The organism is Arthrobacter sp. AFG20 (assembly GCF_002892795.1).
GTDB lineage: Bacteria > Actinomycetota > Actinomycetes > Actinomycetales > Micrococcaceae > Arthrobacter.
Window position 1 is genome coordinate 58,635 of sequence record NZ_PJMC01000010.1, and the last position, 23,908, is coordinate 82,542.

The following is a 23,908-nucleotide window of genomic DNA, read 5'->3' on the forward strand; positions in this document are numbered from 1 at the left end:
GTTCAAGCACCTAACGCAGTCGAAGCACAAGGGAAGGCAGAACATCATGACAAAGAAGTCAGCTCGTACGGGCCGCACGCCGCTTCCGCGGGGCCTCGCCTCGCCCGACCGCAGGATCCTCGCCCACTCCGGTGTGGAGTCCCTTGAGCAGCTGGCTCAGTTCGGCCGGCGCCAGCTGGCGGCGCTCCCGGGCATATGCCCGCGGACCCTCGCCCAGCTCCAGGATGCCCTGGAGGAGCACGGTCTGGAGTTCGCCACCGCCTGAGGGGTACCTCCAGCAGAAGGCCGGAAAGGCGGGCCGCGAAAGCTGCCCGCCGGGGTCGTTATAGGGTGATTCCATGACTGAATACCGCCGTCTTGGAAAATCCGGACTGACCGTCTCCGTCGTGGGCCTCGGCTGCAACAACCTCGGCCGGGCCAACACGGTGACCGAATCGCAGGAGGGGACGGACGCCGTCGTGCATGCCGCCCTCGACGCCGGGGTGACGCTCTTCGACGTCGCCGACACCTACGGCCGTGAACCGGGGCTCAGCGAAACGATGCTCGGCAAGGCGCTGGGGGCCAGGCGGGACGACGTCGTGGTGGCCACCAAGTTCGGCATGGACATGCGCGGAGCCAACGGCGAGGACTTCGGCGCCCGCGGTTCGCGCCGCTATGTCATCCGCGCCGCGGAGGCCTCCCTGCGCCGGCTCGGCACCGACTACATCGACCTGTACCAGTTCCACACGCCCGACCCCCTGACGCCGATCGAGGAGACCCTCGACGCGCTGAACGACCTCGTCACCAGCGGCAAAGTGCGCTACATCGGCCACTCAAACCGCGCCGGCTGGCAGATCGCCGAGGCTGAATACGTGGCCCGCGCCCGCGGCGGGGCCCGGTTTGTCTCCGCGCAGAACCACTACAACCTCCTGGACCGTCGCGCCGAGCAGGAGGTCACCCCGGCTGCCGAGGCGTACGGGCTGGGCGTGCTGCCCTACTTCCCGCTGGCCAACGGTCTCCTGACCGGCAAGTACGCGCAGGGTCAGGCACCGGAAGGATCACGTCTCAGCCACACTCGGACCAACCTGGTGCACGACGCCGACTGGCAGCAGCTGAAGGCGTTCAGCGCCTTCGCCGCCGCCCGCGACCTGACTGAAGTGCAGGTGGCCTTCTCCTGGCTCGCGGCGCAGCCCTCGGTCAGCAGCGTGATTGCCGGCGCTACGCGTCCGGAGCAGGTCCGGCAGAATGCCGGGGCGGTGGCCTGGGTGCCGGACCGGGCCGAACTTGACGAACTGGATGTCATTTTCCCGCAGACCCCCAAGGTGGCCCTGTTCTGATGCCGTCCATCCTCATGGATGTTGACACCGGGATCGATGACGCCCTCGCGCTGGTCTATCTGCTGTCCCGGCCGGAGGTCCGGCTAGAGGCCATCACCTGCACGGCGGGCAATGTGGGCGCCCGCCAGGTGGCACTGAACAACCTCGCCCTGCTCGAACTCTGCGGCCGGGCCGGCATCGAAGTCGCCGTGGGCGCCGAGGTGCCCCTGGAGATTCCGCTGGTCACCACCGAGGAAACGCACGGCCCGCAGGGGATCGGCTATGCCGAGCTCCCGCCGCCGAAGCAGGGAATTTCATCGCGGCATGCCGTCGACGTCTGGGTGGAAACGGCCCGGGCACGCCCGGGTGAGGTCACCGGGCTCATCACCGGGCCGCTGACCAACTTCGCGCTGGCGCTGAGGGCGGAGCCGGACCTTCCCAAACTGCTCAAGGGATTGGTCATCATGGGCGGCTGCTTCAACTACCAGGGCAACACCACGCCGACGGCGGAGTGGAACGTTTCCGTGGACCCGCACGCGGCCGCGGAGGTCTTCGCCGCATACAGCGGCCTACCGGAGGGCCGCCTTCCGGTGGTGTGCGCCCTCGAGACCACGGAACGCATCGAGCTGCGGCCCGAGCACCTGCAGCGGCTCGCCGAGGCCGCCGGAGCCGAACCGGAACTCGTGCTGCCCGGACAGCCGGAAGGCCAGCGCAGCGGCTCGGGCAACCCGCTCGTGGCGTGCCTCTCGGACGCCATCCGCTTCTACATGGAGTTCCACCGGCTCTATGACCAGGGGTACATCGCGCACATGCATGACGCGTTCGCAGCAGCTGCGGCCATCGAACGCACCCCGTTCGGCACGCGGCCGGCTACCGTGCACGTCGAAACGGAGGCGCCCCGCCTGGTGGGGACCACCGTTGCCGACTTCCGGGGCATCTGGAAGGAGCCGTTCAATGCCAGGATCGTCACCTCAAACGATCCCGACCAGTGCTTCGACGAACTGATCTCCTCCGTGGGCAGGCTGGCGGCTGCAGTGGGGGAACGGCCCCTCTGACCGGAGCGTAGCTAGTCGCGCCCCCGGGTCGGTAGGATGGTAGCCGCGCCAAGGTGACATAGGCGCCTGCTTCCGCGCACGCGGGAGATCACGCCGCGGGTGCGGAACCCGCCGTTTTCAGCCTAAGGATCCACCATGTCACAGCAGTCGCTTACGCTTCCTCCCACGGACCGGAAAGCCGTCCGCCGTCGGAGGCTCCTCGAACTGCTCGGCGCCGCGTCCATCGCCGCCACCTTCATCTTCCTGGTCCTCACCCAGCCTGCCGACATTGCAGGCGGGCCCGGCAGCGTTTCCTCCCTCGTCGCACTGGGCGGCTTCCTTCTTGGCGCCCTGCTGCTGATCGTGGGCGTGCTCCCCACCCTGCCCACGTCCACCGTGGTGCTCATTCCGGTGGCCCTTGTCCTGAACATCGTGCTGGGACAGCTCATGGGCACCAGCGGCCTGCCGTTCTACCTCGACTCCATCGGCACCGTGCTCATCGCCGTCCTGGCCGGACCTGCGGCCGGCGCCGCCACCGGTGCCCTCAGCAGCATCGTATGGTCGTTCTTCAACCCCACGGTCCTGCCCTTCGCGGCCGGCGCCGCGCTGATCGGCTTCCTGGCCGGTGTCGCCGCACGGTACGGGCTGTTCCGCCGGTTCTACCTGGCCCCGGTTTCCGGCTTCGTCACCGGAATCGTCGCCGGCGTGGTGTCCGCGCCGATCGCGACGTTTGTCTTCGGCGGCACCTCAGGGGTGGGCACCGGCGCGATCGTCAGCGCCTTCCGGGCCATGGGCGACACGCTGCTGGCCGCCGTCACCAAACAGGCACTGATCTCCGATCCCATGGACAAGGCCATCGTCTTCGCCATTGCGGCCATGCTGGTCTACGCCCTGCCGCGGCGCACCACGTTCCAGTTCCCGTTCGTCCGCCGCTTCCGCGTCCTGGCCGGCAAGGAGCCGGCCGGGCGGAATTCCTGACCACCGGGGATTCCTGACCAGGTGGCCGCACGCCTCAATCCGCTGACCGCGCTGACGGCTGCCGCCGCAGTTCTGGTCATTACGACGGCGGCCTCCAGTTGGGCGGTATCCCTCACCGTGGCAGTCGGCGCAGTGCTGCTCGCCGCCGCCGCGGGCATCGTGCGGCGGGTTCTCCTGGCCGCGGCAGTCATCGTTGTCCCCTTCTGGCTTTCGCTGCTGGTGATCCACGGCCTTTTCTTCCCTGAAGGGCGCACGGCGCTGGCCAGCTGGGGCCCGGCCCGGGTCACGGCTGAGGGGCTGACCTTCGCCCTGGAAATGGGGCTCCGCACCGCCGCCTTCGTCCTGGTGCTGATGGTGTTCTCCTTCAGTGTCAGAATCCCCGAGCTGGTTGCCGCCCTGACTGCCCGCCGTGTCCCGCCGCAGGTCGGGTACGTGCTGGCCTCCACCCTGCTGCTTGCCCCGCTGGTCGCCGCGCGGCTGGACAAGGTCCGCCAGGCGCAGGAGTCGCGCGGACTCGTGGTGGGACGGGGAATTGGCAGCCGGCTTGCGGCCATCCGGCTGCAGATGGTTCCGCTGGTGCTGGGCCTGGTTCACGACGCCGGCATCCGGGCACAGTCCCTCGACGCGAGGGGGTTCAGGAGCACCGGCCCCCGGACCAGCTTCACGCAGGTCCGCGATTCAGCCGCGCAGGCAACCTTCCGCGTTTTCGCGATCCTGCTTGCCCTGGCGGCGGTGGGCTGGCGCATCGCTGAATCGCTACCGGCCGGGTCCCTGTCCGCGTGGTTCCTTTCAGGGGCTGGCGGCGGATGATCGCGGACAGGACTGCCGCAACCACGCTGCTGGCCTCCATCGCTTCGTTTTCTTACCACGGCGATCCCAGCCCCGCGCTTCGCGGAGTGGAGGTAGCCGCCTCGCCCGGCACGCTGACGGCGGTGCTGGGCGGATCCGGCAGCGGAAAATCCACGCTGGGACGGCTCCTTGGTGCCTGGCTGCTCGGCGGCCGGGACGGAACGCTGGCGGGAAGCCTGCAACTGGAGGTGGCCGGGCATCCGGCAGGCAGCGCTCCGTTGCGCTTTACCGGAGCGCCGGATGATCCGCGGATCGATCCGGGGGCGTGGGCCCGGCACGTCGGCTACGTGCCGCAGGATGCGGCGGCGATGCTGTCCGCGGTCCGCGGAACCGTGGAGGAGGAGCTCGCCTTCAGCCTGGAAAACCGCGGAGTTCCCCGCGCCGGCATGGTGCGGACCGTCGCCGATATTGCCCGCCGGACCGGACTCGACGGGCTCCTGCAGCGGGATCCGGCAACGCTGTCCGGCGGCGAGCTCCGCCGCTTGGCTGTTGGCTGCGCCGTGGTGGACGGTCCTGGCATCCTTGTCCTCGACGAGCCGCTTGAGTCCCTCGACCAGGCCGGTGTCCGGACCGTTGTGGAGCTGGTCCATGCCGAGCTGGCCCGGGGTACCGCGGTTGTGGTGCTGAGCCAGCACGCCGACGCGCTGATCCGCGCGGCGGAGCGCTGGCTGGTACTGAAGGGCGGGGAGGAGACGGCCGCGGGACCACCCGCCCGGATCCTGCAGGGAGGTGCGCCGGCTGAATCCGGCGTCGTCATTACGTCCCCTGAAGTCGTCATCCCGTCCGCTGACCGGGAGCCCGAGCCGGATCCGATGCCGGCGCCGCCTCCGGTGGTGACGCTACCCGTGGCGGGGGCTGCTGCCGTTAGAACTAAAGCGGCTTTGGAGTTGGCGGGTGTGGCCTTCGGGTTCGGGGGACGGTCCGGCAGTTCGGGTAAGGAGGGCAGCCTGCTTTTGGAGGACGTGGACCTGCAGGTGATGCCCGGGGAAATCCTGGCCATTACCGGGCCCAACGGTGCCGGCAAGTCCACGTTGCTCCGGCTCCTCAACGGCCTCCACCGGCCGCTGCGCGGTGACGTCCGCGTGGCGGACGAGTCCATTGCCGGTGTTCCCACAGGGCTGGTGGCCCGCCGCCTGGGGCTCCTCTTCCAGCACCCGCATGACCAGCTGTTCGAGCGCACGGTGCTCCGCGAGGTGCTGTTCGGGCTGGACCGCATCTTCGGCACCGGGGCGCCGGAACGCGCCCAAGCAGCCTTGGCCGCCGTCGGCCTTGGGGACAGCGGAAACGTGCACCCGCATGAGTTGCCGGCGTCCGGCCAGCGGCTACTTGCCCTCGCCACAGTCCTGGCGCGCGAACCGTCGGTGCTCGCGCTTGATGAACCCACAGTTGCGCTGGACGCCCACGGCCTGGAGCGGCTCACGGACGCCGTCTCAGCGGCAGCCGGCCGCGGCGCCGCCGTCGTGATGGTCACGCACGACCTCAGGTTCGCCAAGACGCATGCCCACCGGCTGCTCAGGCTAGACGGCGGCCGGCTCCGGCAGTTCTGACCGCGCCTGCGGCCCCGAGGCCGGTGTCAGAGAGATGGACGGACAAGCCAACGTTTCGGGCGGCTCTAATGCCGGTCAGGAACGGGATGCCACTCCCGGCGGCAGGAACCGGGTGCCGTTGACGCGCTCCGAGGCTCCCACCCTGTCGAGGTAGGGGGTGATTCCGCCCAGGAACATCGGCCAGCCGGCGCCCAGGATCATGCACAGGTCGATGTCCTCGGGCCCCGCCACCACGCCCTCCTCGAGCATCAGCCCGATCTCCTCGGCCAGGGCGTCCTGGGTCCGGCGCAGCACTTCCTCTGCGGTTGACGAAGTGTTGCCGAAGGACATCAGCGCAGAGGTGGCGGCAGGAATCTCCTGCCCGCCGTCCGCTGCCGTGGACCACAGGGATCTGACCTTGTTGTCGACCAGTTTCTGCAGGTTCTGGGAGACCGGGAAGCGGTCGCCGAAGGCCGCATGCAGAGATTCCTGTACGCTCTGGGCAACGGGCAATCCCACCATGGCGAGGAGGGTGAACGGGGTCATGGGGAGACCCATGGGGCGCAGCGCGGCATCCGCAACGTCGGCTGGCGTACCCTCGTCGAAGGCGGCTGTGACTTCGCCCATGAGCCGCAGCAGGATGCGGTTGACCACGAATGCGGGGGCGTCCTTGACCAGGACGGCGGTCTTTTTCAGGCCCCTGGCGAGTTCGAAGGCGGTGGCGAGCACCGCGTCGTCGGTCTTCGGTGCCCGGACAATTTCGAGCAGCGGCATGACGGCCACGGGATTGAAGAAGTGGAAGCCCACGAGCCGCTCGGGATACCGCAGGTCTGCGGCCATGGCTGTCACGGACAGTGAGGAGGTGTTCGTGGCCAGGATGCACTCCGGTGAGACGATGGCCTCGAGCTCGGCAAACACCTGCTTCTTGATGTTCAGTTCCTCGAACACGGCCTCAATGACGAAGTCGGCGTCCGCGAACGGTTCCTTGGAAACGGACCCTGTCACGAGCGCCTTGGCTGCAGTGGCGACGTCTGTGGCCAGCCGGCCCTTCGCCACCAGCTTGTCCACTTCGCTGTGGACGTAGCCAATGCCCTTGTCCACACGGTCCTGGTCGATGTCTGTCAGGACCACGGGAACCCCGAGCTGGCGCGCGAACAGCAGGGCAAGCTGGCTGGCCATGAGGCCGGCGCCCACCACGCCAATCTTTGTGACTGGTCTGGCGAGCTCGCGGCCGGGAGCGCCCGCGGGCCGCTTGGCCCGTTTCTGCACGAGATCCAGGAAAGCGTAGACGGTTGCACGGAACTCGTCGGTCTGTATTAGGCCTGCCAGCGTTTCGCATTCGAGCGCGGCAGACTCGGCCTGGGTCATGGTGCGGTTGGCTGCCATGATGTTCAGCACCTCGGCCGGCGCCGGGGAGGCATTGGACGTTTTGGTTTCGACGTAGGCGCGGCCGGCGGCCACGGCGTCCGCCCAGCGGGCGGCAACAGCGGGGTCGGCGGGATCGACGGCGGCGGGCCGTTCCGGTACTGCATGAGAAAGTGCGCCGCTAGCGACAATGCCAGCAGCCCAGGCGACGGACTGCGCCAGGAAATCCTCCGGCTCGAACAGCGCATCCGCAATGCCGAGCTTGAAGGCTTCGGGGCCGGACAGCGTGCGGTTGTTGTTCAGTGCGTTCTCGATCATCACTTTCACCGCGTTCTCCGGCCCGATCAGCCGCGGCAGAAGGTACACGCCGCCCCACCCGGGCACCAACCCTAGGAAGGCCTCGGGGAGTGCCAGCGCCCCGGCGCCGGCAGACACCGTGCGGTAGGTGGACTGCAGGGCGATCTCCAGTCCGCCGCCGAGAGCCACGCCGTTGATGAAGGCGAAGCTGGGAACGCCCAGGTTCGCCAGCATGGCGTAGACCTCGTGACCCAGCTGCGCCATCCACAGACCGTGCTCGCGCTCCTGCAGCTTCGTGACCGCGGACAGATCTGCCCCGGCAACGAAGAAGTTCGGCTTGCCCGTCACGGCTACCGCCGCGATCTCGCCCGCGGCCGCCCGCTCGCGCAGCCGTTCGAGGACGGTGCCGAGTTCAACGAGGGTATTGGGGCCAAGCGTCGTGGGCTTGGAAGGGCCCAGCCCGTTGTCCAGCGTGATCAAGGCCAAGACGCCCGGGCTGGCAAGGCCTTCTGCGGCAGGGAGTTCGATGTCCTGCACGGAGGAATGGGTGACCGCCTCATCCGGAAAGAGATCGGCAAGTTTGCGGAAATCTGCGGCGCTCATTCTGTTGGCTCCTCATTGAGACGGGGTATCGATGGAGCCAACGTTACTCGCGAGTAACATTGGCTGCAACCAGTAGAGGCCCCTACAGGGCGCGGACGGCGTGGATGATCGACGGCGGCGGCCCCGGACTCGAGCCCGCCCTTGAGGCAGACTACTCCTGTGGAAAGGGCGGTGGCCTTTTACGCTGCTGTGACTGATGCCCAGTGGGGCCATGGATCCACCGGCAGTGGTCCGTGCAGGTCGTGGTTTGGGCCAGTGGGGTGGTTCCCAGTCCTGTTGTTCGCTGGGGTAGGCCCGGCCTGTGGGTGAGATCCAGCCCGGTGGTGTGTGGCAGGTTGCCTCGGTGGGTCTCCACGCTGTGGAGTTTTCAGACCGTGGTGCTTGGGCAGGGTTGGCCGAGGTTGCTGATGCCGGTGGTCGCGCCGTCGGACCAGGCCAGAAAGTGGTACTGGTCCATCGGAAATGATGTGACAGCGCAGGAGAACCGCCAGGGGTGGGGGAGCAGCGTCATTAAGAGGCTGGGGGAGGATCTCCGTACTGAATTCCCAGAGATGAAGGGATTCTCGCCGAGGAACCTTCAGTACATGACGGCTTTTGCCAAGGCTGGGCGGTGGCACCAATTGCGCAACAGGCTGTTGCGCAGTTGCCATTGGGGGCACATAACGGTCTTGCTCGACAAGCTTTCCGAGCCTGAGGACAGAGAGTGGTACGTCTCTGCCGCTGTCGAGTACGGATGGTCCAGCAATGTGCTGATGAACATGATCATGAACAACACCATGGAGCGGACCGGCGCGGCTCCCTCCAATTTTGCGCAACGACTTGTTGCGCAGGATACCGAGCTCGCGCACAGGTCGCCGAAGACTCCTACAACTTTGAGTTTCTTGGCCTCTCCGGCGAAGTTGCCGAACGGGACCTGGAGAACGCGCTCACCAGCAGGATCACCGAAACCCTCCGAGAGCTAGGCCCCGGATTCGCTTTTGTTGGGCCTGATCCCCTTCCCGGGGTCAGGGCGGAGATGCGCCGATGTTCACCCACCTGATGGACCAACTGAAGATCAACCGTGCCGGTCCGGGCGGGCCACGAACCCGCCCGGACCGTGTCGGCGGTGACAAAGCCTACTCATCCCGTGCGATCCGGCCCCACCTCCGCGACCGCGGCATCGTGGCGGTCATCCCGCAAACCCTCCGATCAGATCGGCCACGGAAAACGACGCGGCTCCACCGGCGGCCGACCTCCGGCCTTCGACAAAGAGGACCTACAAGGGCCGCAACGTCGTCGAACGGAACTTCAGCATCTTCAAGCAGTGGCGCGCGTTGGCAACGCGCTACGACAAACTCGCACTCACCTACCGCGGCGGGGCCGTTCTGCGGGCAATCAGCATCTGGCTGACAGCTTCAGGAGACACACCTTAGGCGTCGATCACCAAGTCGGTTCGCGCGGTGGAGCAGCAGGGCAGGAACTTGCCTGCATCGATCTCCCGTTTCCGGATTCCGCCCTGGTGGTTCATCTCGATCTCGCCGGAAAGCTTGACGACCTTGCAGGAGCCGCACATGCCTTCCTTGCAGTTCGCGCCGATCCTGACGCCGGCACGCTGGGCCGCCCCGAGGATGTGTTCGTCGGGGTCGATCCGCACGTTGAGGCCGGTGCGGGTGAAGGAAAGGGTGAGGCTTCCTGTTCCGACGGTGTCGAAGCTCGAGGCGTCGGGGGTCCCGGCATCCGGCCCGACGTCCGGACGGCCGTCGGGGCGGGGGACGTCCGGGTCGACGGTTTCCAGCGGCAGCCCCGTGGCCTTCAGGGTCCCCTCGGCGTCGTAGCCTGGTTCGTAGAGCCCGAACGCGGTTGGCTGGCTTTCATAGTAGTCCTCGGCGGAATCGGCGATTTCCTCGGCGATTTCCTCTGCAATGTCCGCTGCAAGCGCGAGCTCTGCCTGGTATTCAAGGAGCGTTTGGCGGTCTCCCGTGAAGAATTCCATGTAGATGGAGGTGTCGTCGACGCCGACCTTCTTGAGGAGCTCGGTGGCGGTGTTCAGGTAACCCTCCGGGCCGCAGGCATAGACCTGGCGGCCGTTGGCATCGGGGGCAACCTCGTCGAGCATGGCCGCCGTCAGCCTTCCGCTGAGCCATTCCCACCCTTCAGGCTTGCTCCGGTCACCCAGGGAGTAGAAGACCTTGACGCGCGAGTCCACGGAGGCGATGTAGGCCAGCTCCTGGTGGAAGGCATATCCTCCGGCTTCCGCTCCGTGGTAGAGCACCACCACATCGGCCTGTCCGGGCAGGGAGTGGATGGTCCGCACCATCGACATGATGGGGGTGATGCCTGCGCCGGCGGCCAGCAAGAGGTACCGTGCCCGGCGGTCCGCGTCGGGGAGGTGGAATGCCCCGACCGGTCCGAGCATCTCGAGGACGGTGCCGGGTTTGACGTTTTCGTGCACCCAGGGTGAGACGAGTCCAGTGGGGTCGCGTTTGACTGTGATGTTGAAGGTCCACGGCTGGGTGGGCGAACTGGACAGCGAGTAGCTGCGGTCCACCGGATCCTGGTCCTCGCCGTTCACGGGAAAGGCGACGTTCACGTACTGGCCCGCACGGAACGCCAGCGGCGCACCATCGCAGCGGCGGAACACGAAGGTCATCATGCCGCCTGCCTCGGGAACGGTCTCGACGCATTCGGCCATGAACTCCTGCGGATGCCAGGGGCCCAATGCGTGGGCGGCGCGGGCGGGTCCCTCGGTGCTGCCCATCACCCTGTTCCACGGCATCTCAAGACCGCGAATGCGCTGTGGTTCCTGGATTGCCGTCTCGGTGCGGAGTTCAATCATGCCAAGTGCTCCTGCACTCGCTGCACGTACCAGTTGATGAATGCCTCGACCTGGTATTCGCTCTTCATGTAGGGGCCGGGCTGGTAGGCGGGGCTGCCGGCGCCCTTCTGGCACAGCTCCACGAAGGCCTTGTCCTGCAGATTGGTCTGCTTCCAGGTGTAGGTGAGTTTGTCCAGATCGTAGTCGACGCCTTCCTCGGCGTCGTCAGCTACCAGCCAGGTGGTGCGTACGAGGGTCTGGTGTTCGTTGATGGGAAAGACGCCGAATGTGATGACGTGGTCCCCCAGGAAGTGGAACCAGCTGTTGGGCTGCAGGTGCATCGAGCAGCGGCCAAGGCGGAAGTCCCGCAAGTCACCCAGCAGTTTCTTGGAAAGCCTGCGCCCATCAGGGGAGAACGATTCGCCTTCACCGTCGAGCGATTCCCGTGAGATCCGGATTCCCGCGATGCGCGTGTCAAGCTCCTCGACGACCTCGTAGGGAAGGCCATAGCGGCGGCAACGCTCCTCGAGCGAGGACTGTGCTTCCTTGTTGCGGTCCCACACTTCCTCGAGATGGGCCGGGACCAGGCCCTCGGTCAGGCCCCAGGTGGGGAATAGGGAGCAGGCGAGCTCAGGGTGGCCGTCGCAGTGGTAGCACTCACGGTTGTTCTCCATGACGAGCTTCCAGTTGCCCTCCTCGATGATGTTCTGCTGGTAGGCGATTTTCGTCTTCGCCAGATCGTGGGGCGCGAGGTAGGGCTCAAAGATCTTTGAGGTTTCGTCGAAGTCCGTCGGCGGCTGATCAGCAATGCAGACGAAGATAAGTCCGGCGACCTCGCGGCCGTGGGCGCGTTTGAGGCCGAAGCAACTCTTGTCGAACTTCGTTTCCCCCGGTGCCGAGGCATGGATCAGATCGCCGGTGGGGGAGTAGGTCCAGGAGTGGTAGCCGCATACCAGGTTTCCGGTTGATCCCGCGGATTCAGTCAGGACGCGGGCACCGCGGTGGCGGCATACGTTGTGCAGGACGTTCACGCCGCCGTCGTCGTTGCGCAGCACGATCAGGGAGTAGGGCCCATAGTCGACCGTGACGTAGTCGCCCGGCTCCGGCAGCTCAGCGGTGCTGGCGGCGAAGATCCAGTGCTGGCCAAAAATGGCCTCCATGTCGATTTTGAAAATCGTCGGGTCCGTGTAGAAGGGGGCGTCGAGGGAATATCCCGTGCGCCGGGACGCAAACAACTCAGTGATCTCTGCCAGCTGCTCTGCAGGCAATGATGAAGCGAGTTTTCCGCGTGAATTGAGGGGCACGTTCACTGAAGTAGTCATGTGTTTCCTCCCGGGGGGCTGGGTAGTGTGCAAATCGTGGCGATGACGGGTTTAGTGGGGCAACCGGCGTGTCGAGAACTTGTAGTCGTGCGATTAGAGGATCGATGTGCAAGCGCACGAACTAGGAAAAGCCATGGATAGCGGTAGCGACTCCCATATCTCCGTCCTCAAGTGCTTCCTACGCAACAGCAATCAGGATACGCAACAGAGTGACTCATGCCACGCCTGTTGTCAAGCTCTTAAAGATGCGGCGCAAGACGACAGAACAGCGCAGGTCATCGAGGTTGCCGGCCGGACGTCCACGCTGTGCACCACCACGGTGGCCCCCATCCCGAGCGAACCGCAATAACTCGGTCACTTCCGGTCTGGCCAGGTCCCTACCGGAGGCCTTGTCTGTGAGAGGTGACCAAATCCGTCAGTGTCATTGTGTGGATCCCGGCGGTCCTGCTTATTCCCGGTGTCCTGCTGGGCCGCAAGAAATTCCCGAATACAGCGGGCGCGCCTGGTGGACGATGCGGCAGAACTCGGCCCCAGGTTTTGGCATTGTCGGCGGGGCAATGACCTAACCCGAACCAAACGCTGCCAAGACCCATCCGGGACCTGAACCGTCCCGGGTTTGATGCCGCTATCTTCCGTGAGAAGGATAGTGATTATGCCCAAGCAGTTCCCGCCCAAAGTCCGTGACCGTGCAGTGCCGCCTAAGCGTCCTCACCAGTGGAGTCACGACCGCTCTCAGGGACGAGCGCGTCTTATATCCCTAGGGATTTGAGGCACAGAGGTTTTGAGACAGTGACTTGGATGGGAGTGCCGACTGGCGGATCTGACCTCGTCTTCTTGAGTCGCGGTTGTCCTACTGTTACCTGGCCTCCGGGAAGACGAGGACCGGGCGCTGGATTTGGTGGATTAGGGATATGGGAACAGAGCCTTCGAGGGTCCTGTCCAGCCAGGCCAGGGTTCCTGGGCGGCCGCCACCGACGATAAGCAGGGCTGCGTTGGTGTTTTTGGCCAGGCGGTTGAGGGCTTTGGGCACCTTGCCGTTGAGCACGCGGAATGACCAGGTGTCCCCGGGTTTCCCGAGAATGGCTTCAAGCCTCCGTTCCATATGTTCGGAGGGGAATTGTGCTTCTTCATTGATGCTGGGATCCAGGGAAAGGGCTGTGAGTTGTTGCGCCGGCGCCCATTCCGTGAGGTAGCTGGCCGGGTCGACAAACGCACAGATGAGGTGTCCGCCCAGGGCAGCGGCCAGCCCCGCAGCGGCCCGGATCAGGTGCTCGGAGGCATCCCATTCGGTGCCCAGGATGACGGGTCCGTCAGGCCATTGCTTACCGGACATGGGAGCTTCTCATTCGGAAGACAACGGTAAGGAGCAGTGCACTTCCGGAGGCAGCGGCCATGACATAAGCCATGGCGGTAAAGGAGCCGAGCCAAGCAGCTATCGCCGGGCCTGCTGTGGGGCGAGGGCGGTGACGATGGTGAGGGGAGCGGCGAAAATCCCTTGAAGGGCGCCGAGGCTGGTTGTTCCCCACCGGTCCGCGACGATGGTGGCTTGCAGCAGTGTCTGACAGCCCCGTACGGCGCCGGCAATCATGCCGACAGCGATAAGCAGGGGCACCGGTCCTGGCAGGAGCGCAAGCAGAAGGAGGGCACCTGTCGCTGTTCCGGTGACGACCGTGATGCGGCCCGTGGCGGGGATGGTGGCGAAGAGTAGGCGGCCGGCGACTTGTCCTGCCCCGACGAGTCCAAGGCCAAGGGCCGCCAAGGTGTAACCGGCTCCCTTTTCCATGAGTAGCGGGATGATATTCAGCGTCACGGTATACAGGCCGAGGCACAGCAGGACCATGAGGGCCTGCAGGCCAAGGAATCCACGGCTGCACCGGACGCGGCGGCCCCGTGCCTTGTCCCCGGTCAGCTGGGCAGGGTGGCTGACCTGGTGCCAGGACCGGTTGAGGTATCGTGCGTGCAGCGGCACGGTCACCGCACCGAGCAGGCCGGCGAGGGCGAGGAAGGCTGCCCGCCACCCGATAGCGCTGCACAGGGCCGCAGTGACCGGCGCGAAAATAGTGGACGCGAATCCTGCCACGAGGGTCAGGATGGTCAGCGGACGCCCCCGGGCCGGGCCGTACCAGCGGTTGATGACGGTGAACGCCGGCTGGTAGAGCACCGCTGCCTGCGCGGTTCCGGCCAGCAGCCAGGCCGCTGCGAAGACGGCCAGGTTCGGTGCCAGCCCGACCAGGACCAGTGCCAGGACACCGACCAGGGCACCGACGATCATCAGGTTCCGCGGGCCGGTCCGGTCCAGGATCCTGCCGACGGTGATCCCGGCCGCCGCGGACACCACCAGCCCTGCGGAAAAGGCCCCCGTGACGAGGGCCGGGTCCCAGCCGGTGTCATCACTGATGGGCCGGACCGCTGCCAATAACGTGTAGTAGAGCACACCCCAACTGATGGTCTGCGTGATGCACAGCGCGGCGAGTCCGCCGCGCGGTGCACCCTCCGCGACCAGTGTTTGTGACGGTGCCGGGGCGGACATGGCTAGTTCCCGGTGAGCTCCGTGTAGAGCGCCTGGACCCGGGCTTTGATGTCGTCCCGGACCAGGCGCATCCGCTCCATGCCCTCGATCCCGCGTTCGGAGGGCTCGTCCGTTTCCCAGGCCTCGAAGCGCTTGCCCTCGACCGGTTCGAGCTTGGCCTCGGTACCCAGGACAATGACGGCGTCCACCGTGTCCAGGACTTCACCGGTGACAGGTTTGGGGTATTCGCCGGTGACGTTGATGCCCAGTTCGGTCAGGGACTCCACCGCCTGCGGGTTCAGGGACTTCGCCGGCTTGGTGCCGGCGGAATAGACGGCAATGGCATCTCCTGCAAGGTCGCGCATGAGTCCCGCGGCGAGCTGGGACTTGCCGCCGTTCTTGCTGCAGACGAACAATACCGACGGTGTCTTTTCCTGGTTCATGAGCGGGTTGTTTCCTTTTCGAGTGAGACGGCGGGACGCGATGCGGCGAGGGTTAGGCGTCGCTGGTGCCGGAGCGGCCATGGGCAAGCCCGGTGGGAAATCCGACCAGCACAGGTTCGGGTGCCGCGCAGCAGCCGGCCTCGGCAGGAACTGCTCCGGCTACTGTCGAGGTGGTGGCGGGGACGTCGCAGCTGGTGCCGGCGTCGGTTGAGCAGACGCCGGTTTCGGGGAGCTCGAGGTGGACGGTGTCGGCTGCTTCCTGGTCGCCGGCGAGGGCGGCGGCGACGGAGCGGACCTGTTCGTACCCGGTGGCCAGCAGGAAGGTGGGGGCGCGGCCGTAGGACTTCATCCCGACGATATAGAAGTCTTTGTCCGGGTGGGCCAGGAGTTTGGCGCCGTGCGGCGGGACGGTGCCGCAGGAGTGGAATTCCGGGTCGATGAGCGGGCCCAGCTCCATCGGCGCTTCGACGGCGGGGTCCAGGTTGAGGCGGAGCTCGCGCAGGATGTCCAGATCGGGCCGGAAACCGGTGCAGGGCACCAGGACGTCGGCCTCAAGGGTCCGGCCATCGACCGCGCCCACAGTGAGCCCGGAGTCGAGGGATTTGAGCGAGCTGATGCCGAAGCCGGTGTGCAGTCCAATTTTTCCGGCTTCCACGAGCCGGCGGACCCGGCCGCCGAGCTGGCCGCGGGCGGGCAGCCCGTCCAGGTCGCCGCCGCCGTAGACTTTCGCGGCCGAGTCGCCGCGGACGGCCCAGAGAATCCGGGTGTCCGGCTCCTCTTTGGCGAGGTCGGCGAGGTTGATCAGGGTGTTGGCGGCGGAGTGCCCGGCACCGACGACCAGGACGCGGCGGCCGGCAAAGGCGGCACGGTCCCGGCCGGTAACGTCGGGCAGCGGCGCGGAGATCCTGTCCTGTGCTGCGTCTTCGCCGATGGCGGCAAGTCCTGAGGTGCCCAGCGGGTTGCGGGTGGACCAGGTGCCGGAGGCGTCGATGACCGCTGCGACAGTGTGGTCGCGGGTTTCGCCATCGGCGTGTTCGACCCGGACGGTGAAGGGTGTGGTGTCGCGGCCCTTGATGTGGGTCTTGTCCATTCCCTGCCGGGTTACGGCAGTGACGCGCGCGCCGGTCTGCAGACGCGAGGCGATCTGGTGAAGAGCCGCCACCGGGGTCAGGTAGTTATCGATCAGCTCCCCGCCGTAGGGCAGTGCGGTTGGACGTGGCGCTTCCCAGCCAGTGGCTTCGAGGAGGCGCACGGCTGCGGCGTCCGTGTTGAACCGCCACGGGGAAAATAGACGAATGTGGCGCCACTGTTCAACGGCGGCCCCGGGCGAGGTGCCGGCTTCAAAGATCAGCGGTTCCAGGCCCCGTTCGAGCAGGTGGGCCGCGGCGGCCAGGCCGACCGGGCCGGCGCCGATCACGGCGACCGGGAAGTTCTTGGCTGAATCCATGGTGCCCTCTTTCATCCGTTCTGGTGATGCGGTTTGGTCCGGCCGGCCCGTGTGGGGCCGGCAGGACCCTGGAGAGTGGGTTAGCAGCAGTCCTCGTCGCAGCAACCTGAGTCGCCGCAGCATCCGTTGGTCATCGCGCTCACCCCCTCCCTGTTCCCGGTTTAGGCGTGGCTGGGTTCTTCGACTAACGCGGTAGCGATGCTGTCCGCATCATCGACGGCGGCGAGGTAGCGTTCGGCGTCCAGGGCGGCCGCGCAGCCGGTTCCGGCGGCGGTGATTGCCTGGCGGTAGCGGTGGTCCACCGCGTCGCCGCAGGCGAAGACGCCGGAGAGGTTGGTGACCGTGGTGGGGGCATCGACCTTGATGTAGCCGTCATCGTCCAGATCCACCTGCCCGGCCACCAGCTCGGTGCGCGGAAGGTGGCCGATGGCGACAAAGATGCCGGTGGCGGCCTGCTCGCGGGTCTCGCCGGTGAGAGTATCGGTGATGGTGACGCCGGTGACTTTGGTGTCGCCGTGGATGCCGGTGATCGCGGAGTTCCAGGCGAAGCTGATCTTGGGGTTGTCCTTGGCCCGCTGTGCCATGATGCGGGAGGCCCGCAGCTCGTCCTTGCGGACAACGACGGTGACAGACTTCGCGAACCGGGTCAGGAAGGTCGCTTCCTCCATCGCGGAGTCGCCGCCGCCGACGACGATGATGTCCTGTTCGCGGAAGAAGAAACCGTCGCAGGTGGCGCACCAGGACACGCCGTGGCCGCTGAGCTTCTTTTCCTCCGGGAGGCCAAGTTCCTTGTAGGCGGAGCCGGTGGCCAGGATGACCGCCGGGGCCTGGTGGGTTTCACCGCCCCCGGTGACCACGGTCTTCAGGTGACCGGACAGCTGGACTTCGGTGACGTCATCGAACACGACCTTGGCGCCGAACTTTTCGGCCTGTTCCTGCAGCCCGTCCATCAGCTCCGGGCCCTGAATCCCGTCGGGGAAGCCGGGGAAGTTTTCCACCTCGGTGGTGTTCATCAGGGCACCGCCGGCGGTGACCGAGCCGGCCAGCACCAGCGGCTGCAAACCGGCGCGGGCGGCGTAGATGGCGGCGGTGTACCCGGCGGGGCCGGAGCCGATGATGATCAGCTGTTCGTTGCTCATGGGCGTGTTCCTTAAGAGTTTCGGGTTACTTGGCGGCCGGGATCAGGGAGTCGATCAGGCCCTCGATGCGGGTCTTGATCTCGTCACGGATGGGGCGGACGGACTCGACGCCCTTACCGGCGGGGTCTTCCAGGACCCAGTCCTCATAGCGCTTGCCCGGGAAATAGGGGCACTCGTCGCCGCAGCCCATGGTGATCACCACGTCCGACTCTTTGACCGCCTCGGTGGTGAGGACCTTGGGAACCTCGGCGGACATGTCGATGCCGACCTCAGCCATGGCCTCCACGGCGGCGGGATTGATCTTGTCAGCGGGCTGGGACCCGGCGGAGCGGACCTCGATCTGGCCCTTGCCCAACGTGGTCAGGAACGCGGCGGCCATCTGGGAACGGCCGGCGTTGTGGACGCAGACGAACAGGACGGAGGGCTTCTTGGCGGTTTCGGTGGTGCTCACGATGTTTCTCCTGGAATCGGTTAGTGATGTGTGGACTGCATGGCTCCGGTGACGCTCGCTAACCGAACATTGATGATGATCGATATAGCGAGTATCGGGCCATACATTGATGAATGTCAATATGGATGGCTGGTGCGCCGTTGGGTCAGGCGGCGCTGAGGCGGGGCACGAGGCCGGTGATGCGGTGGGCGATGTCATCAAAGGCTCGATCAAAGGCCTCCTTTGTTCCCGCGCGTAGGGGGTCGGCAACGGACCAGTGGATCCCGCGAATCTCGGGCAGTTCCTCGTGGGCGTTGTCGCAGACGGTCACGACAAAGTCGGCCGCTGCCGCCACATCATCCAGGGACCGGGGGGCCACGTCGGGCAGGTCCAGGCCGTGGCGGCGGGCGGCGTCGACCGCGCCGGGCGCGATGCGGTCGGCCGGGTGCGTTCCGGCCGAGGCCGACGGGATGCTGCTGACCTGACGCCACAGGGCAGCGGCCAGCTGGGAGCGGGCGCTGTTGCGGGTGCAGACGAACAGGACGCGGCTGGCGTTCTGCACCACTCCGGGCACCAGTCCATCCAAGGCGCCGGCTGCAAGCCGGAAGTAGCTGCGGCGCTTGTCCGCTTCGGACCGGTGCCGGGTCGCCAGGCCGGCGTCTTCCAGGGTTCGGAGGTGATGTGAAAGCAGGTTCGAGGGCATGCCCAGCTCGGACTGCAGCTCGGTGGGCGACAGGTCCCCGAGCGTCAGGAGGTCAACGATGCGCAGGCGGGCCGGATCGGCAAGAGCCGCATGCCTGGCCACCCTCGCTTGGAATGTGTCATCTGCCTCAGTTTTCATTGATTCAATTTTGACTGATTTAATTTTTTCGGTCAAGCTGGTTCCATGACTTCACACCAGCCGCCGTTGTGGCGCCGCGCCCTTGCTGAATTTCTCGGGGCCGCCTTGCTCGTTGCCATCGTCGTTGGTTCCGGGATCGCAGCCCAGCAGCTCTCACCCAATGATGTTGGCCTGCAGCTGCTCCAGAACAGCACAGCGACCGTCTTGGGCCTGACGGTGCTGATCCTGGTCTTCGGACCGGTGAGCGGCGCGCATTTCAACCCTGTCGTGTCCCTGGCCGACTGGTTCCTGGGTCGGCGCAGCGGTTCCGGCCTGAGCCTGCCGGACGTGTGCGCCTACATTGCGGCGCAGGTGGCCGGGGCGATCGGCGGCAGCGTACTGGCCAATGCCATGTTTGACGTCGGGACGTCCATCTCCGCCAAGGACCGCGCCACCACCGGGCACCTGCTTGGTGAGGTTGTCGCCACGGCGGGGCTGGTCCTCCTGATCTTCACCCTTGCCGCTACAAACCGCGGCGCCCTCGCAGCACCAGCTGTCGGTGCCTATATCGGCGCCGGGTACTGGTTCACGTCCTCGACCTCGTTCGCAAACCCCGCAGTGACCATCGGCCGGATCTTCAGCGACACCTTCGCCGGCATCGCGCCGGGTTCGGTGGCACCCTTCGTCATCGCCCAACTGATCGGCGCGGCCATCGGCCTGGGCCTGCTGCTCCTGCTGTTCCCGGCCGGCGTCCGCGCTGCGGATGAGGTCGTCATCCAGCACAGCGCCAAAGCAACCAAGCCGTAACCCTCCCACAGGCCAAACCCGCCCTCGGGCAAACATTGATGAACGTCAATATCGGGGCATAATGGAGAGATGACTTCACTGCCGCTGCTTGAACCAGCCACGGACACCGGCTGCTGCCCGCCGGCAGTGCCCAGCCTGGGCGCTGCCGAGGCGAACGACAGGGCGGCGGTCTTCAAAGCCCTTGCCGACCCGAACCGGCTTCGGCTGCTGTCCATCGTCAAGAGCGCCCAAGGCGGCGAAGCCTGCGTCTGCGACCTCACCGATCCACTCGATCTCACCCAGCCGACCGTGTCCCACCACCTGAAGATCCTCGTCGACGCCGGTCTGCTGCACCGCGAAAAACGCGGCACCTGGGCCTACTTCTCACTCGTCCCCGGCGCCCTGGATCGTGCCGCCGGCCTCCTGGTCAACCTGTGATCCGTACCCTGACCGTACGGGGCATTGAAGCGGGGGATTGAAAACAGGTCTGCGGGGTTTTGCTGCCAGCCTGAACGGGGTGCTTTGTGGAACCGACAAAGAACGACATCCTGGCCGGATACAGCCGGGCACGGACCGACCTTGATTACTGGCTAGCGGAGGCCAGTACTCAGGAGCTTCACGGCAAGAGCAACGGCACGAAGTGGGCCAATGAAGAGCTGCTCTTCCACATGGTTTTCGGCTACATGGTGCTCCGCGCCCTGCTTCCGCTGGTCCACCTCGTCAGCCGGCTCCCCGCACCTATCGGGAAGGCCTTCGCCGCGCTCCTGAACGCCGGAACGCGGCCCTTCGACGTCATCAATTACTGGGGCTCCAAGAGCGCAGCCCTGTACTTCAACAAGCAGCGGATGGCCCGGAAACTCGATAAAACCATCAACGCCATCACCCGCAGCCTGAAGCGCGAGAGCCCGGCGTCGCTGTCCAGGTCGATGGCATTCCCGGACCGGTGGGATCCATTCTTCGCGCCCAGCATGACGCTCAACGATGTCTACGCGTACCCGACAAAACACTTCGACTTCCATGCAGGGCAACTCAGTCTGCGCCGCCCGCAACGGTAATCCGCCTGGCCGCGCGCCTGCAATGATGAGCCCTGTGACTATCGCGAAGACAATCCTGCTGTTCATTCTTGCCGCCGCCGCGGAAATCGGCGGTGCGTGGCTGGTCTGGCAATCCGTCAGGGAAGGCAAGGACTGGTGGTGGGCCGGACTGGGCGTCATCGCCCTCGGAATTTACGGTTTCGCAGCGACATTGCAGCCGGACGCGCACTTCGGCCGGATCCTTGCCGCCTACGGGGGTGTGTTCGTCGCCGGGTCGCTGCTCTGGGGCATGGCCTTTGACGGTTTCCGGCCCGACAGGTGGGACATCGCAGGTTCTGCGATCTGCCTGCTCGGGGTCGCCGTCATCATGTTCGCGCCGCGCAACGCAGGTTGAAATACTAAATCAGTGACCTACGAGTTGAGAGTTATCCCGGACTGCCCCAACAGCATTGCTGCGCTGGAACTGTTCCGTCGCGCTCTGGCTGCCGAAAGCACAGGGGCGGACATCCGCGTGGTCGAGCTAAGCAACGAGGAGCAGGCAGAATCTCTGAACTTCCATGGTTCACCCTCCTTCATTGCCGGCGACCGCGACGTGTTTCCCTCAACCGCCGCCCCTGCTCTGACCTGCAGGGTCTACCAAACCGAGGCGGGCCTGGCCGGCCTACCCTCCCAAAAAGATCTCCAGGCGGCCCTGCGCTCGGCGCCGCGTACTTCCTAGGCAGCCCTGGTCGGGCCTTTCCGTGTGATGGGCCGGTGGAATCATCTCACCGGGCTGCACTGACTGTGACAGGTTTGAATGGCCCCGATACGTCCAACCGCGCTGGACAGCCGACAGTTCCGGGATGCTGCTGCTGATAATTTTCAGGTATGAAAAGCAAAACCATGCCGCTGCTTGCCCCTGCACAGGCAGGCCAGCAATCCCTCCCACTGGTGTTCCTTGCCGGAGCAGTCATCGGTGTCCTGGGTGGCATGATCGGCCTAGGCGGCGCGGAATTCAGGCTTCCGCTGCTCATCGGTCTCTTCGGCTTCGCCGCGCTGCAGGCCATCATCATGAACAAGGCCATGAGCCTGATCGTCGTGATCACCGCACTGCCAGCCCGGCTCCTTGCCGTCCCCCTAGGGGAATTATCACCGCACTGGTACATCGTGCTGAACCTGCTCGCAGGAAGCCTCCTGGGCGCCTGGATCGGCGCGCACTGGGCCACCAAGCTCAAGTCGAAAACACTGTTCCGCGTGATCGCGGTCCTGCTCGTACTGATCGCGGGGCTCTTGTTCGTGACCCACTTCTTCCCCGTGGACCCCCTCAGCATTCCGGCCGCCCCGCGGACCGTGTTCGGCCTCGCCGCCGGCGTCCTCATCGGCGTCGTCGCTGCCCTGATGGGAGTCGCGGGCGGAGAGCTGTTGATTCCCACAATCGTGCTGCTCTACGGGACCGACATCAAGATCGCCGGCAGCCTTTCCCTGGCAGTGTCCCTGCCGACCATGCTCGTGGCCTTCGCACGCTTCAGCAGGGACAAGAGCTTCACCGTGCTTAGCCAAAGCAAGCCCTTCCTCATCACCATGACCCTGGGATCAATCACCGGAACCATTCTTGGCGGTCTGCTCCTGGGCGCCGTACCTAACCTGGTCCTCATCCCCCTGCTCGTCCTGCTCCTACTGCTGTCATCCATCAAAGTCTGGAACCACGACTAACGCGGCCGCGACCGGGAAGAGACACGCCGACAAGGGGACCCAGCAAGGACGGTTCAAAATCGCACACGGCGGTCCCGCCGCCACTCGATGACCGAGCCTCAGTGCACGAGTTTGCTGCGATGCGGTCGAGTCGCCAGAAACAGGGCCAGAGCTGCTGCCTGCACGATAGTCAGTGTGACGGCCAAGGCGAGAATTGATTGCTGGTACAGCGCACCGATGAGAATACTGCCTGCAAGCCAGGCAACGCCGTAACAGGCCGTGAAAATGCCGTAGGCGCTGCCGCGCCGCAAGGGTGGTGCGAGTTCGGCGACGCCGGCACGCATGGTGCTTTCCTGGACGCCCATGGCAGCGCCCCAGAACATTACTCCGGTCACGGCTAGTGCCGTGTTCGTGCTGAACCCCAGCCACGGGACAACGGCCGCCAGCAGCGGGAGGACAATGAGGACCCTGAGTCCGATCCGGTCGTAAAGCCATCCCGAGACCAGAGCCGCCACGGCATCCAGCGCCATGGCAAAGGCGTAAACCACCGGGATCCAGGCAGGAGCCAAGAGCCCATTGACGACCAAATGGTAGGAGAGCAGGCCAAAGGTGGCGTAGCCGAACATCGTCACGCTGCTAAAACCCGCGTAAAGCCAAAACCTGCGCGGCAGCCCGCCGGCAACGGCTGCGGCCGCAGGCACCTGAGCTCCCTCGGAACCTCCGGCAGAGTCTGCTTCCGAAGTAACGTGATGAGCCGGCTCGTAAATAGAGGTATCCGGAACCCGCCGGCGGAGCCAGAACAGGACCAGCATCGCGGCGAGTCCGGGCACGGCAAGAAGGAGGAAGCCGGGCCCGTAGCTGCCTGACAAGGCTAGAGAGAGCCCGACCAGGAGCGGGCCAATAAACGCGCCGACCTGGTCCAGTGCCTCATGCAGTGCGAATGCCTTGCCACGGCCGACGGCGGTTCCCGCCTCGGCGAGCATTGCGTCTTTCGCCGGACTGCGCACTGCCTTGCCCAGTCGCTCGGCGAGCACGAACACGCAAGCAACCCAAAGGGCATCCGTGATTCCCAGCAACGGCACGGACAGGGCGGTAAGACCGTATCCAGTCACTGCCAGCGCCCAACGCAGCCTCGGCCGGTCCGCCAAGCGGCCAAAGACCAAACGCAGGACCAGAGCCACAGCTTCACCGGCACCACTGATCACGCTGATCAACAGCGCCGAGGCACCAAGAAGGCCAAGGAACGGTCCCGTGACGCTCCTCGCACCCTCATAAACCACGTCCATGAGAGCACTGACAAGGCCGAAGACGAAAATGAAGCGAAACGCGGTCAACGGCTGCGCGGTCGCCGGTCGCGCAGGAGGGGACATGGGGTTCGTCATTCGCTGCGCTTCCTGTAGTTCGTCCGTCTATCGTGCTCCGAGCTGGCCCTCCTTCAAAATCCGCAGAACGACCCGGTCTCACACCTCGTTCATTCCAACCGGGGCAGGATATAGCCGTCACACTGGTGCCCAAAAAGGTTGACAGTCACCGCACCACGCCTCTTTGCGAGGCACCAATCCCTAT

24 protein-coding genes and 1 pseudogene are annotated in these 23,908 nt (G+C 65.7%); 14 read left to right on the plus strand and 11 right to left on the minus strand.

The genetic code is table 11. From position 1 onward, the window contains the following. Positions 1–46: 46 nt before the first annotated feature. The 6 genes from CXZ05_RS13125 to CXZ05_RS13150 all read left to right on the plus strand — a co-directional run bounded on the left by CXZ05_RS13125 (position 47) and on the right by CXZ05_RS13150 (position 5,703). Positions 47–265, plus strand: coding sequence for a hypothetical protein (locus tag CXZ05_RS13125; RefSeq protein WP_102973045.1), 219 nt, complete (start codon positions 47–49; stop codon positions 263–265). A 73-nt stretch (positions 266–338) separates the two neighbouring features. After that, positions 339–1,316: an aldo/keto reductase gene (locus tag CXZ05_RS13130; protein ID WP_102973046.1), complete on the plus strand. Its 978-nt coding sequence runs from the start codon at positions 339–341 to the stop codon at positions 1,314–1,316. Beyond that, positions 1,316–2,350: a nucleoside hydrolase gene (locus CXZ05_RS13135; protein WP_102973047.1), complete on the plus strand. Its 1,035-nt coding sequence runs from the start codon at positions 1,316–1,318 to the stop codon at positions 2,348–2,350. The genes CXZ05_RS13130 and CXZ05_RS13135 overlap by 1 nt, the downstream gene beginning before the upstream one ends. A gap of 135 nt (positions 2,351–2,485) precedes the next feature. Further along, entirely contained in the window at positions 2,486–3,307 is an 822-nt protein-coding gene (locus CXZ05_RS13140; RefSeq protein ID WP_102973048.1) for a glycosyl transferase family 9, read from the plus strand. A gap of 21 nt (positions 3,308–3,328) precedes the next feature. Next, positions 3,329–4,117, plus strand: coding sequence for an energy-coupling factor transporter transmembrane protein EcfT (locus CXZ05_RS13145; RefSeq protein ID WP_102973049.1), 789 nt, complete (start codon positions 3,329–3,331; stop codon positions 4,115–4,117). Continuing rightward, complete coding sequence (locus CXZ05_RS13150) at positions 4,087–5,703, plus strand: ABC transporter ATP-binding protein (RefSeq protein ID WP_308411003.1); 1,617 nt, start codon at positions 4,087–4,089, stop codon at positions 5,701–5,703. Before CXZ05_RS13145 ends, CXZ05_RS13150 begins: the two co-directional genes overlap by 31 nt. A gap of 75 nt (positions 5,704–5,778) precedes the next feature. On the opposite strand, the gene CXZ05_RS13155 is transcribed toward CXZ05_RS13150, so the two are convergent. After that, positions 5,779–7,947: a 3-hydroxyacyl-CoA dehydrogenase NAD-binding domain-containing protein gene (locus tag CXZ05_RS13155; RefSeq protein ID WP_102973051.1), complete on the minus strand. Its 2,169-nt coding sequence runs from the start codon at positions 7,945–7,947 to the stop codon at positions 5,779–5,781. 407 nt (positions 7,948–8,354) lie between these two features. On the opposite strand from CXZ05_RS13155, the pseudogene CXZ05_RS23415 reads away from it, so the two are divergent. After that, positions 8,355–8,672: pseudogene (locus CXZ05_RS23415) on the plus strand (DUF1016 N-terminal domain-containing protein); the annotation flags it as partial. Between the two features lie 8 nt (positions 8,673–8,680). After that, positions 8,681–8,986 carry a DUF1016 domain-containing protein gene (locus tag CXZ05_RS23420; RefSeq protein WP_258006584.1) on the plus strand — a complete coding sequence of 102 codons (306 nt, stop codon included), beginning with the start codon at positions 8,681–8,683 and terminating at the stop codon, positions 8,984–8,986. A gap of 369 nt (positions 8,987–9,355) precedes the next feature. On the opposite strand, the gene CXZ05_RS13170 is transcribed toward CXZ05_RS23420, so the two are convergent. From CXZ05_RS13170 to CXZ05_RS13220, 9 genes are all read right to left on the minus strand, one after another. Further along, the gene (locus tag CXZ05_RS13170) at positions 9,356–10,762 is read right to left on the minus strand and encodes a ferredoxin reductase (protein ID WP_102973052.1); all 1,407 of its coding nucleotides are present in this window, start codon (positions 10,760–10,762) and stop codon (positions 9,356–9,358) included. Continuing rightward, positions 10,759–12,063 carry an SRPBCC family protein gene (locus CXZ05_RS13175; protein ID WP_102973053.1) on the minus strand — a complete coding sequence of 435 codons (1,305 nt, stop codon included), beginning with the start codon at positions 12,061–12,063 and terminating at the stop codon, positions 10,759–10,761. The genes CXZ05_RS13170 and CXZ05_RS13175 overlap by 4 nt, the downstream gene beginning before the upstream one ends. A gap of 856 nt (positions 12,064–12,919) precedes the next feature. Continuing rightward, positions 12,920–13,396, minus strand: a complete 477-nt coding sequence (locus CXZ05_RS13190) for a universal stress protein (RefSeq protein ID WP_102973054.1) — start codon at positions 13,394–13,396, stop codon at positions 12,920–12,922. Between the two features lie 99 nt (positions 13,397–13,495). Continuing rightward, positions 13,496–14,593, minus strand: a complete 1,098-nt coding sequence (locus tag CXZ05_RS13195; RefSeq protein ID WP_258006579.1) for an MFS transporter — start codon at positions 14,591–14,593, stop codon at positions 13,496–13,498. A 2-nt stretch (positions 14,594–14,595) separates the two neighbouring features. Further along, the gene (locus CXZ05_RS13200; RefSeq protein WP_102973055.1) at positions 14,596–15,015 is read right to left on the minus strand and encodes a low molecular weight phosphatase family protein; all 420 of its coding nucleotides are present in this window, start codon (positions 15,013–15,015) and stop codon (positions 14,596–14,598) included. A 52-nt stretch (positions 15,016–15,067) separates the two neighbouring features. Then, positions 15,068–16,462, minus strand: a complete 1,395-nt coding sequence (locus tag CXZ05_RS13205; RefSeq protein ID WP_102973056.1) for an FAD-dependent oxidoreductase — start codon at positions 16,460–16,462, stop codon at positions 15,068–15,070. Between the two features lie 161 nt (positions 16,463–16,623). Next, the gene (trxB, locus tag CXZ05_RS13210; protein WP_102973057.1) at positions 16,624–17,601 is read right to left on the minus strand and encodes a thioredoxin-disulfide reductase; all 978 of its coding nucleotides are present in this window, start codon (positions 17,599–17,601) and stop codon (positions 16,624–16,626) included. A gap of 25 nt (positions 17,602–17,626) precedes the next feature. Then, entirely contained in the window at positions 17,627–18,052 is a 426-nt protein-coding gene (locus tag CXZ05_RS13215) for an arsenate reductase ArsC (protein WP_102973058.1), read from the minus strand. Between the two features lie 145 nt (positions 18,053–18,197). Then, positions 18,198–18,872: a metalloregulator ArsR/SmtB family transcription factor gene (locus tag CXZ05_RS13220; RefSeq protein ID WP_102973112.1), complete on the minus strand. Its 675-nt coding sequence runs from the start codon at positions 18,870–18,872 to the stop codon at positions 18,198–18,200. 45 nt (positions 18,873–18,917) lie between these two features. On the opposite strand from CXZ05_RS13220, the gene CXZ05_RS13225 reads away from it, so the two are divergent. From CXZ05_RS13225 to CXZ05_RS13250, 6 genes are all read left to right on the plus strand, one after another. Continuing rightward, positions 18,918–19,658 (plus strand): MIP/aquaporin family protein, encoded by a 741-nt coding sequence (locus CXZ05_RS13225; RefSeq protein ID WP_102973059.1) that lies wholly within the window; start codon positions 18,918–18,920, stop codon positions 19,656–19,658. A gap of 69 nt (positions 19,659–19,727) precedes the next feature. Next, positions 19,728–20,075, plus strand: coding sequence for a helix-turn-helix transcriptional regulator (locus CXZ05_RS13230; protein ID WP_102973060.1), 348 nt, complete (start codon positions 19,728–19,730; stop codon positions 20,073–20,075). An 86-nt stretch (positions 20,076–20,161) separates the two neighbouring features. Further along, positions 20,162–20,692, plus strand: a complete 531-nt coding sequence (locus tag CXZ05_RS13235) for a DinB family protein (RefSeq protein ID WP_102973061.1) — start codon at positions 20,162–20,164, stop codon at positions 20,690–20,692. 34 nt (positions 20,693–20,726) lie between these two features. Continuing rightward, positions 20,727–21,065, plus strand: a complete 339-nt coding sequence (locus CXZ05_RS13240) for a YnfA family protein (RefSeq protein ID WP_102973062.1) — start codon at positions 20,727–20,729, stop codon at positions 21,063–21,065. 12 nt (positions 21,066–21,077) lie between these two features. Then, positions 21,078–21,389 carry a hypothetical protein gene (locus CXZ05_RS13245; RefSeq protein WP_102973063.1) on the plus strand — a complete coding sequence of 104 codons (312 nt, stop codon included), beginning with the start codon at positions 21,078–21,080 and terminating at the stop codon, positions 21,387–21,389. A 149-nt stretch (positions 21,390–21,538) separates the two neighbouring features. Beyond that, positions 21,539–22,363 carry a sulfite exporter TauE/SafE family protein gene (locus CXZ05_RS13250; RefSeq protein ID WP_219726554.1) on the plus strand — a complete coding sequence of 275 codons (825 nt, stop codon included), beginning with the start codon at positions 21,539–21,541 and terminating at the stop codon, positions 22,361–22,363. 98 nt (positions 22,364–22,461) lie between these two features. On the opposite strand, the gene CXZ05_RS13255 is transcribed toward CXZ05_RS13250, so the two are convergent. Continuing rightward, positions 22,462–23,724, minus strand: a complete 1,263-nt coding sequence (locus CXZ05_RS13255) for an MFS transporter (RefSeq protein WP_258006580.1) — start codon at positions 23,722–23,724, stop codon at positions 22,462–22,464. Positions 23,725–23,908: the final 184 nt, after the last annotated feature.